An 11,264-nucleotide genomic window follows, 5' to 3' on the forward strand; every position below is an offset into this window, starting at 1 on the left:
GGTGGCACAAATCAGCACCCCGCCACTCACCCCAGTGGCGGTACCTCTCGCCCCAAACCCTCATAAAACGAGGCCACATACTCCTCCAGCGCACCTGCAGCGATGGCGTCCCGCAGACGCTGCATCAGCCGCTGGTAATGGCGAAGGTTGTGGATGGTATTGAGCTGGGAGCCAAGGATTTCTCCACATTTGTCCAAATGATGGAGATAGCTGCGGGAGAAGTTTTCACAGGTGTAGCAATCGCACCCGTCCTCAAGTGGCCCGGTATCGTGACGGTGCTTGGCATTGCGAATCTTCACGACACCGGCAAAGGTAAACAGGTGGCCATTGCGCGCATTCCTGGTGGGCATAACGCAGTCGAACATATCCACACCGCGGCGAACGCCCTCCACCAGATCCTCAGGCTTGCCGACCCCCATCAGGTAGCGCGGCTTATCCTCGGGCATCTTGTAGGCGAGATGATCCAAAACCTTGATCATTTCTTCCTTGGGCTCCCCCACGGACAGTCCGCCGATGGCGTAGCCGTCAAACCCGATTTCGGTCAGCCCGGCCAGAGACACATCCCGCAACTCCGGATACATCCCCCCCTGTACAATACCGAACAGCGCGGAAGGATTGTCCCCGTGTGCGTCTTTGGATCGCTTCGCCCAGCGCAGGGACAACTCCATGGACTTACGCGCCTCGTCCGGCGTCGCCGGATAAGGTGTGCACTCGTCAAAGATCATCACTACGTCGGAACCCAGGTCCTTTTGCACCTGCATGGACTCTTCCGGCCCCACGAATACCGGGCTGCCGTCCACCGGCGATTTGAAGGAAACCCCCTCTTCGCTGATCTTGCGCATCTTGCCGAGACTAAACACCTGGAAACCGCCAGAGTCGGTAAGGATCGGCCCCTGCCACTGCATGAAATCGTGCAGGTCTCCGTGTTCCTTGATGACCTCGGTACCGGGGCGCAACATCAGGTGAAAGGTATTGCCGAGAATAATATGTGCACCGATCTCTTCCACATCCCGCGGCAGCATACCTTTTACGGTGCCGTAGGTGCCTACCGGCATAAACGCCGGAGTCTCGACCACGCCGCGAGGGAAATGCAGCCGCCCACGACGGGCCTTTCCATCTGTGGTGTCCACTTCAAATTTCATAAAACACTCGCGGCTCAAGACGTTCTCCTCGCAATCTGTCGCTAAATCTGTGTCGTTGTCTCAGTGCTGAATTCAGGCCGAAATATTACTTTTGGCCCACTTCCGCGGGGTCTACCACGTCGTTACGCTCAATCAGCATCGCGTCGCCATAGCTGAAAAAGCGGTACTCATTTTCTACCGCTGCCGCGTAAGCGTTCATGGTGTTTCGATATCCTGCGAAGGCACTCACCAACATCAGTAGTGTTGACTCCGGCAAATGGAAATTGGTGATCAGGCGATCCACCACCCGGAACCTGTACCCCGGGTAAATAAAGATGTCCGTCTCGCCCTGAGTCGGCTTCAGTTCACCAGATGCGGCCGCACTCTCCAGCGCGCGAACACTGGTTGTGCCCACCGCGATTACCCGTCCGCCGCGAGCTTTGCACGCAGCAACCGCCGCACATACCGCTTCCGGCACGTCCAGAATCTCGGTATGCATCTTGTGGGTGTGGATATCGTCAACACGTACCGGTTGGAAGGTACCGGCGCCCACATGCAGGGTAACAAATGCCGTATCCGCCCCCTTGCGCCGCAGCGATTCGATCATTTCGTCGTCGAAATGTAGTCCGGCGGTGGGCGCAGCTACCGCTCCGGCGTTACGACTGTAAACCGTCTGGTAGCGCTCTTTGTCAGATTCCGTATCGGCACGGTCTATATAGGGCGGCAGTGGCATGTGACCCAGACGTTCCAGTACTGACAGCGCGCCTTCCTCCGGAAATTCCAGCTCAAACAGCGCATCGTGACGATCTACCATCTTCAGGACGGTGCCATCTTCCAGCAGAATTTCACTGCCGGGCTTGGGCGACTTGCTCGAACGGATATGTGCCAGGGCACGATACTCGTCCAGCACCCGCTCTATCAGGATCTCCAGCCGCCCCCCGCTGGCCTTACGCGCAAACAGTCGCGCCGGAATCACCCGGGTGTCGTTGAATACCAGCAGATCACCGGGTTCCACCAGATCGAGGAGATCGCTAAAGCGGCGGTGAGCCAGCTCACCGGTCTCACCATTGAGGCACAAAAGACGACTACCCCGGCGCTCCTCGGTTGGCGCCTTGGCGATCAAAGATTCCGGCAGATCGAAATAAAAATCCTGGCGTTGCATGAATTCAGTCTAGGTGGTTATTGATTGGTCGCGAATCCTAACGGAAAGCACTCCCGCAGCCAAATCCGGTTGACCGCAACTGGCCCATCGCTATAATCATCGTCCTTTCCGAGCCTAGTTCGAACTTCGCTCGAGAAACTGCCAGAGTGGTGAAATTGGTAGACACAGGGGATTCAAAATCCCCCGCCTTAACGGGTGTGCCGGTTCGAGTCCGGCCTCTGGTACCACATTCCTATCTATCCCCATCCAGTACAATCCAACCAGCTCCTGCGGACTGCAGGGCTGGACGCGCTATGATCGTCCCAGTTCATCCAAACTTCTCTACCCTCGTCGAAGGGTATTTTCGGGTATCTTTGAGGGTATTCTGCTGACCCCCTCCGATTGATACCCTCAATGGGAGATGTGGCAAGCATGTTAAGTGACACCAAGATCAAGCAAGCCAAGGCACAGGAAAAACCCTACAAGTTAGCCGATCAAGGCGGCCTATACCTTCTGGTGAATCCCACGGGTTCAAAGCTCTGGCGGTTCAATTACCGCTATATGGAGAAAGGAAAGACCCTCGCCATCGGAAAGTACCCCGCACTTACACTCAAGCGGGCAAGACAGCTCCATCTAGAGGCGCAAAGTCAGCTAGCCGAAGGCCGCGACCCGGCGGCGGTGAAGAAGGCGGAGAAACTTGCTCGAAAGATAGCCGCTGCCAATAGCTTCGAACACGTTGCTCTCGAGTGGGTTACCAAAGAATTCTCTAATAAAGAAGGCAGGGGAAAGCAGCGGGCCAAAACTCTACTGGAGAAACGCCTCTTCCCGTCACTGGGTTCCTCCCCCATTAGTGCGATCAGCGCCGCCCAAGTTCTAGATGCCTTACGGCCCATCGAACGAGCCGGGCTACTTGAAACAGCCCACCGGACCAAGCAGCTTGCCAGTCGTGTCTTTCGCTATGCGGTGGCCACAGCCCGTACCGAGCGAGACCCGACAGTAGATTTGCGCGGGGCGCTGAAGACCCCGGAGACCCAGCATCGTGCCGCAATCACCGATCCGCGAGAAGTCGGACCGCTGATGTTAGGGATCCACAACTACCAGGGCACCCGGGTAGTGCAAGCCGCCCTCAAACTCTCTCCCCTCTTTCTTTGCAGACCGGGTGAACTCAGACATATGGAATGGAGTGAAATTGACTGGGCCAACGCTGTTTGGGAAATCCCCGCAGAGAAGATGAAAATGCGGCAACCCCACATGGTGCCACTGTGCCAGCAGGCTATCCGCATCCTGCGACAGGTCGAGCCATACACTGCGCACCGTAGTGGATATGTCTTCCCTAGCAATCGAGGCGCCAAACGGCCTATGAGCGAGAACGCTATCCGAGTTGCCCTGCTCAGCCTCGGGTATGAAAAGGAACAAATGACCCCGCATGGATTTAGGGCCATGGGCAGGACAATCCTGGATGAAGTTTTGGGGTTTCCTGTCGACTGGATTGAACACCAGCTTGCGCACCAAGTACGCGACGTCAATGGACGCGCTTACAACCGAACCAAACATCTGCACCAACGAGCTGAAATGATGCAAAGGTGGGCAGACTACCTTGATGAGCTTCGAGCGCAAACGCTAAGGGGAAACATCATCACCCTCCAATTCCCAACGCAACCTTAACCACAACTCGACCACATGCATTATACAAAAACAACAGTGACGATCCCCGCATGGTTTGAACTGCATAACTACACTGCGACGAAACATCTCACTCCGCAACAATGGAGTGACCAATTGCTACTGCGCCACAGAGTTGATCGCGCACTCGCATTTAATGGTAACACCCCCATATTCCCCAAAGACACTTTAGAGGCAATGATTCCCAAGGGATGTGCCCCTCATTTACAGCCCCCTGAAACCGTCTCGAAGACTTTGGCGGCACAATCCGAGTTCTTCAGAGCTGCCGATGGTGAATCACCCAACATGGGACCGGTCATACCGACCTGGTGGGCAGAGCTAATGGCCACTCTAGAGCTCAACGGTCAACAATCCAGCTCCGAAGACGAGTACCGAGCCCTTGATGAACTTCTACAAGATCAAAGCCTTCGCCTCACCATAGACCTATGCGCGACAGATACAGTCATCCTGAATCAAATAAAGCAAATGTTGCCTCGTTGGCGGATGCTGAAGGAAACCCAAAGCCCCGACCAGGCGGCATCTGAAGCAGCACTGGCCAAATTACATCAATATCGCGTGCTCCAGTATATTGACCTGCTGCACTGGTCAAAGATCAACCACACCCGCATCCCCTCCCCTCAGCTCGCGAGAGTTCTATTTCCCGAACCTCGACTGGAGGAGTCGCGTCATCAGCGTTTTATCGACGAGACACTTAAACCGAGAGCCAACCTCGCGCTATCTGCGGGCTTTATCGCCTCGATTTCCCGCTAGCGCCACCACTCTTATGCCACGGCCCATACAGACTTGAGCTGTACAAATTTTGTACCCGGGAAAATTTAAAAATTCTTCCGGGTTTTTGCTCTGCCGGGTTTCCATAGATTTGTCTGCGCTCTATTAAGCTAAATGAGATAGAACTATGGCTACATTCCCTCATCAGAGACCACTTCCACAAGATCCTGACGCATTTTGTCGTGCCAGAGAGTGCGCCCAACATCTGGGTATCGGGCTCAGTACCTGGTGGCTTTGGGTAGCGCTTGGAAAAGTTGAGCGTCCCATCAAGCTTGGCCCGAAGACGTCGGTTTGGCGGGCAGGCTACATCCGCCAACTACAAGAAACCCTTACCGAGAATTTCCAAGAACACCGGGAGGAGACCAAGTGAGCATCTATTTGCCCAAAAAACTCACCCATGCGGAACTGGTACTCCTATACCTCGCCGCTGGCCACAGCCTCAACCGCCTAGAGGCAGAGCAGGTCACTGGAGACGCCCGCCTGCGCGACGCCATTAAGTGGGCCCGCGATTACCTCGCCATCCCAGTAAAAGCACGAGTAGAAACCATTGATCCTCCCGGAGGGAGCAAAACGCGCGTAGTGAGATATTGGCTGAGTCCAATTGGCCGCAAGCTCGCTCGAGAACAACTGTTAAATCGCCGCTACTTACGGAGGCTAGACCATGCAGCGTGATCGAAGAAAGGTAAAAAATCGCCAGGAATCGGGGCGCTTTTGCCTTATTCCCCACTCGGTGCTCGACTACCCTGGCTATGTTGGGCTCAACTACTCTGCTCGCGCGATGCTTCTGGAGTTGGTGCGGCGCTATAACGGCATCAATAATGGTGATATCAGCGCACCATATAGCCAACTCCGCCACCGAGGCTTCGCCAGCAAAGGAACAATTTCCAATGCCCTTAAGCAATTGCTCAGCGCACGCTTGATTGTCGCCAGTCGCGATTGGCAGTTTTATAACCGGAACAGCTATTGCGCTCTCTATGCATTAGGCTGGAGGCCCATTGACGATTGTGACGGCAAGCATGACTTGGCACCGACCAACGTTGCGCCACACTCATATCGGCAGCTTTCCTAGCAAAATTACTGACCTGGAAAATGAACACTCAGTAACATTTTCCAGACCAGTGAGCCCCAATGGTTGAACCCACCCCAGGAGACAGCCCCGATATTCGGGGCTGTTTTTACTGGCTAGCTAAAACTACAACTACAAATTTTGGGCATCTATATATATCACCATCGGATCCGGATGTACGGCTTTATTTTCCAATCTTGCGAATCTCGAATTCAAACCAACAAAAACCAACAATCTTCCTCTAAACCAATACAGCACGACGAACCTATATCCACAGGATGGGTACATCACTCAATTTAGGCGTGAATAACCCGCTGGCCTTGCCTGCCACTTTTCTGATGCGAGATGACTGTTAAAAAACCGTTCTAATACCCGGACTGGCACTGGGGCTCGAAATTTCACTTTTAAGCGTCCACCTCCACAAGTAAACTCGGCTGTTCAAGGTATTGCACCCGCATTCACGCCACCCCCGGGGAATCGTTCAACCACCGCTCTTGTCCGGGCAGAGACCAGCAGACAACCCAACACAGCCATGCAGCTCATTACCGACGGCCCCGACATCCCGGATACATTGATAGAGGCCCACGAGGAAGGCCGCGTGGTGTTCTTTTGCGGTGCCGGCATATCCCGGCCGACACTGCCCGACTTCGGCGGGCTGGTTAAGGACCTCTACCGGCACTGCGGTACAAGGCCGAGCCGGCAGGAACAAGAGCTCATTGACGCGGAACAATACGACGCGGCGCTGGACCAATTGGAAGAACGCCTTCCAGGGCAGAACGCTTTCTTACGCCCCAAGCTCTACGACGCACTGCAATTCAAGCCCAAGGCAGGCATATACAAGACTCATCGCGCCCTTCTAGAGCTAGGACGTGACCCCAAGGGCCGCATGCGACTCGTCACCACCAACTACGACCGTATGTTTATCCGCGCTGCCATGGGCGCCAAGCTCAAGGCGGGGGAATACCCCGCCCCCCAGCTACCCGTACCAAAACAGAGCCACTGGGACGGGGTCGCCTACCTGCACGGGTTACTGCCCGATTCACCCGCCCCTGCAGCGCTCAACCGCCTGGTCCTGACCAGCGGCGACTTCGGGCTCGCCTATCTGGTCGAACGCTGGGCGGCCCGCTTCGTGAGCGAACTGCTGCGCAACTATATTGTGTGCTTCGTGGGGTACCGTATCGGGGATCCAATCCTGCGCTACATGATGGATGCCATCGCGGCAGACCGCCGCCAGGGCAACCAGACGCAAAAAGCCTATGCGTTTGGTGAATGCAAGCCGGGTGAAGAAACCGAGCAAGAGGACGAATGGCGGAAGAAAGGCGTACAGCCCATTCTTTACGAAAAGCCACCGGGCGACCAGTCGCACTCAAAGCTGCACGGTACCCTGCGAGCCTGGGCCGAGACCTACCGAACGGGCATCGCCGGCCGCGAGGCAATCGTGACCCGCTACGCGGTGACAAGACCCATGCCCAGCACCCGGCAGGACGACTATGTCGGCCGCGTGCTCTGGGCCATCTCTCACAGGTCTGGCGAGCCGGCGCGGCGGTTTGCAGAGCACACCCCCGTGCCCCCACTGGAGTGGCTGTATGACTTCGCAGCCCCCAAGTTTCAGCTCGAAGATCTACCACGCTACGGTGTCGCCATCGCCGCGGGCAGTACACTCCAAGACACCTTCAGCCTCACCCTACGTCCAAGTCCCTTCGACCATGCTCCCTGGATGCGTCTCGTAAGTCATGGTGTTGACCGTGTCCGCCATGACAAGGTCATGGTTCAGCTGAGCCGCTGGCTGGCTCGCCACCTCGGCGATCCGGAACTGCTGCTGTGGCTTGTAAAGAACGGCGCGCAACTCCATACCGACTTCGCCTGGCAGATCGAACACCAGCTCGACAAAGTCGCAGCACTTGAAATGCCGGACAAGCTGGATGAGCTTCAGCGCACCCGGAAAGAAGCCCCCAATGCAATTCCCAGCCCCAGCCTTCGTACCCTTTGGCGACTGCTACTCTCTGGCGCGATCAAGTCACCCCGGAGCAGTTCGGATCTCTACCTCTGGAAACGGCGGCTGTCGCGCGACGGCCCATCAATTGCGCTGCGGCAGGAACTCCGAACCCTGCTGACCCCAAAAGCCACCCTGCCCACGCAATACCGTTACGGCACTGAGGCCCGGCCGGAGGGACTGACAGATTTGACGAAATGGAAAGTGGAGGTCTCCTCCAGCCACGCACAACATACATTGCGCGAGATGCGCACATCGGCATACTGGCAAACGCTGCTTCCCGGCCTGCTCTACGATGCTGAGCAGCTACTTAGCGACGCGCTAGCACTGCGCGGCGAACTGAACCCCGATACCCTCGACCACGACAGCAGCTACTGGCGTCTCCCCTCTATCAGCCCCCACGAACAGAACCGGGAGCGGGAGCGGGAAGATAATGACTGGGTTGTGCTGATCCAGCTGCTACGGGATGCCTGGCTGGCTGTGCTGGAACAAAATCCGGAGCGCGCGCGCACCGCCACATACGGCTGGCGTTCACAGCCCCACCCCATCTTCCACCGGCTCGCGCTGTTTGCCGCCAGCCAAGAGCAGATCGCCCCCAATGGCAAGTGGGTCGACTGGCTACTCGACTGTGATCACAGATGGCTCTGGGCCGATAACTGCCGACGCGAGGTCATGCGCCTGCTGGTCTTGCAAGGAGCCAACCTGCCCCCCGAGCAGCAAGGCAAACTGGAGCATGCCATTCTGGCTGGGCCGGCATGGAACGTTCAGCAGGACGAAGGCGACGAGGAGCACCAGCAACTAGTGGAGCGCGCAATTTGGCTGCGCCTGACCAAACTCCACGCGTCCGGCTGCACGCTCGGTTCGGATGCCCGCGAGGAGCTATCGGCGTTGCAGCTCTCGCACGAGCAATGGCAGCTCGCCAGCGATGAAAGTGACGAATTTATGATCTGGTCCTACGGGACCGACAGCGGTGATTGGGGCGGCCACCAAGACGCCAAATCGGCGCCCCGCACAATGCCAGAGCTGGCTGGCTGGCTGCGCGAGCAGCACACCGGCGATAATGACTGGCAGGAAATCTGTGGAACACAGTTAGACCTGTGCAGCGATGCCCTGCGCTCGCTGGCCAGCGAAGGAATCTGGCCGGCACGCTACTGGCGCGAAGCATTGCAGGCCTGGAGCGATAAGCAATTTGCCACCGCATCCTGGGAAAGCCTGGCCGAGCTACTGCAGGCAATGCCAGAGAACCTACTGGTAGACATTGCCCACAGCCTGACCTGGTGGCTGAGGAGTATTGCGGGGCATATTGGCAACCAAGACGAAGAGCTTTTGCCACTGTGCGAGCGTCTGCTGGAAGTGGCAGCACAGCTAGAAGACGGGGTTGCCACCGAGGAGCCGGTTACCCGGGCCATCAACCACCCCTCCGGCCATGTTACCCAGGCACTGCTGGACTACCTGTTTGCTAGCAAGCCTGGAGACAACCAGGGCTTACTGGATGCACTGCGGCAACTTTTCACCGCCCTGTGTGACCTGGGCCGACCTGATTTTCGGCACGCCCGCTTATTGCTATCGGCGCACCAAATCGCGCTTTTTCGTATCGACCGGGAGTGGGCGGAGAATTTCTTGCTACCCCTGCTCGACTGGCAGCGGGATGCCACCGAGGCCGCCGGCTTGTGGCAGGCCTATCTCTGGAGCGCCCGACTGTACCGCCCCCTGCTCGGCGCCTACAAGCGGTCCTTCCTGGAAACAGCCCGCCACTATCAAGCGCTCGGCGACTACGCACGCCAGTATGCGAGCGTGCTCACCATCGCGGCGCTGGACCCTGCTGACACCTTCACCAGCGACGAAATGCGGGAAGCCATCGCCGCACTGCCCGATGAAGGACTATGTCGCGCAGCAGATACACTCACCCAGGCGCTGCAGGGTGCCGGGGAGCGCCAACCGGCCTACTGGCGAGAAAAAATCGTACCCTTCTGGCAGGCCCTGTGGCCCAAGGAACAGGCGAGGATAACCACCGGCCTAGCCGAGGAACTGGCCGAGCTGGCGATCACCGCCGGTGAACAGTTCCCGGCGGCCATGGCAATGCTACAGGAATGGCTGATGCCCTTCCGTCATTCTGACCGCGTGGTAATGCACCTGCAGGAATCCGGGCTATGCGGACGCTTCCCTGAAGAAGCCCTGCAGCTGCTAGCCCGCATCACCGACCAGACCGATAGGGCACCGTTAGAGCTTGGGGGGTGCCTGACGGCAATCGCTGGTGCCGCGCCCAAGTCAGTGGAAAACTTGCAATTTCAGGCTCTGCGTACTTTTGCCCGACAGCACGGTATGAATGTGAATACTGAGCCAAACGCGGAGGAAGAGATCCCTGCGTAGCATGAGGTTGAACACTGGGGCGGAGAGTCGATTCGCTCCCCCAAGTGTTACGAGTGAAATTGATCAGGCACAGCAATACACCACATTTAATCGCTGGCTCTAGCAACGATCAATAAACTACTCCATGCACAGAAGTCCAGTGACCTGAAACCCAAAACCCCTCACCTCTTTAGAAGAACTAGCCGACCAAATATTGACCTGACCCAATAATTCCATGATGGTTCGCGATCAAGGTGAATAAACACTCAGCCCGACTTAACCTGGGCATCCACTCCTCGACGTTGCACCAGCTGCGCCGATGAAACGCTATAAAGACCCAAGGATAGGGCTGTAGTACCGAGCCCTATCGGAAACATTGGTGCCCCCTGGTAGTAAGTGCCCATATATCTTGATACAAGGGCCTATACATCAAGATGATCCAATCCACCAATCGGCTGCGGGGTTTTGACCCAGCCAGTCTCTATTGCGGCATCCACTCGCATTTTTCCTCATTATTTTTTTATAGTGATCAAGAAAAAGTGTGCCCTGCTATTCCGGCGAAAGCACGATATTGAGCTTCCGTAGCCCAGGGTCCGCTGCGTCAATCAGCTGCTGCAAAGTCTTCACCACCCACTCATTGATCGCAGGCCAATTTTCCTCATCGAAAGCTCGCACTTGAAAACCCGCCACAAAACGCTGAGCCTTGCCTGGCGTCGGTTCCTCTCGCACTACAACGGTACAGCCCCGAGGAAAGCATTTTTGTCGAACTGCTGGTAGTTCAGTATGTAGTGGTCTACTAATCCCGGACACCAACTTAGGTGGTAAGGTTGCCGCCTGATTCAGAGGTGTTCAATGAGTAGACAACGGCGATCCTTCTCTCCCGAGTTCAAGCTTGAGGCCGCTAGCTTGGTCATTGACCAGGGGTATTCGATATCAGATGCCGCCCGGTCTTTGGACGTCGGCACAACTGCCATCCGCCGCTGGGTGAACCAACTAGAGGCTGAACGTGGTGGTGTGACGCCGGCCAGCAAAGCTCTCACCCCAGAGCAGCAAAAGATCCAGGAGCTTGAAGCCCGCATTAATCGCCTCGAGCGGGAGAAAGAGATACTAAAAAAGGCTACCGCTCTCTTGATGTCCGACGAG

At 56.7% G+C, this 11,264-nt stretch carries 7 protein-coding genes and 1 tRNA gene; 6 read left to right on the forward strand and 2 right to left on the reverse strand.

Annotated features, from left to right (window positions below):
• Window positions 1-26 precede the first annotated feature (26 nt).
• Both tgt and queA read right to left on the reverse strand, forming a co-directional pair.
• The gene (gene tgt, locus B4U49_RS14410) at window positions 27-1,142 is read right to left on the reverse strand and encodes a tRNA guanosine(34) transglycosylase Tgt (protein ID WP_193432852.1); all 1,116 of its coding nucleotides are present in this window, start codon (window positions 1,140-1,142) and stop codon (window positions 27-29) included.
• 85 nt (window positions 1,143-1,227) lie between these two features.
• Complete coding sequence (gene queA, locus B4U49_RS14415; RefSeq protein ID WP_078085304.1) at window positions 1,228-2,283, reverse strand: tRNA preQ1(34) S-adenosylmethionine ribosyltransferase-isomerase QueA; 1,056 nt, start codon at window positions 2,281-2,283, stop codon at window positions 1,228-1,230.
• A 140-nt stretch (window positions 2,284-2,423) separates the two neighbouring features.
• Here queA and B4U49_RS14420 point away from each other — a divergent pair.
• The 6 genes from B4U49_RS14420 to B4U49_RS14450 form a co-directional block, all read left to right on the forward strand.
• Window positions 2,424-2,510 (forward strand) — tRNA-Leu (locus tag B4U49_RS14420).
• Between the two features lie 184 nt (window positions 2,511-2,694).
• A complete protein-coding gene (locus tag B4U49_RS14425; RefSeq protein WP_078085305.1) occupies window positions 2,695-3,927 on the forward strand; it encodes a tyrosine-type recombinase/integrase in 1,233 nt (410 codons plus the stop codon).
• Window positions 3,928-3,942: 15 nt separating this feature from the next.
• Window positions 3,943-4,695, forward strand: a complete 753-nt coding sequence (locus tag B4U49_RS14430) for a DUF6387 family protein (protein WP_078085306.1) — start codon at window positions 3,943-3,945, stop codon at window positions 4,693-4,695.
• A gap of 679 nt (window positions 4,696-5,374) precedes the next feature.
• Window positions 5,375-5,782, forward strand: a complete 408-nt coding sequence (locus tag B4U49_RS14440) for a hypothetical protein (RefSeq protein ID WP_078085308.1) — start codon at window positions 5,375-5,377, stop codon at window positions 5,780-5,782.
• A gap of 529 nt (window positions 5,783-6,311) precedes the next feature.
• Window positions 6,312-10,142: an anti-phage defense-associated sirtuin Dsr1 gene (gene dsr1, locus B4U49_RS14445; RefSeq protein ID WP_078085309.1), complete on the forward strand. Its 3,831-nt coding sequence runs from the start codon at window positions 6,312-6,314 to the stop codon at window positions 10,140-10,142.
• Window positions 10,143-10,973: 831 nt separating this feature from the next.
• Window positions 10,974-11,264 (forward strand): transposase (locus B4U49_RS14450; protein WP_143735678.1); only part of this gene is annotated, 291 nt, incomplete at its 3' end.

This window comes from Microbulbifer mangrovi (assembly GCF_002009015.1).
Classification (GTDB): domain Bacteria; phylum Pseudomonadota; class Gammaproteobacteria; order Pseudomonadales; family Cellvibrionaceae; genus Microbulbifer; species Microbulbifer mangrovi.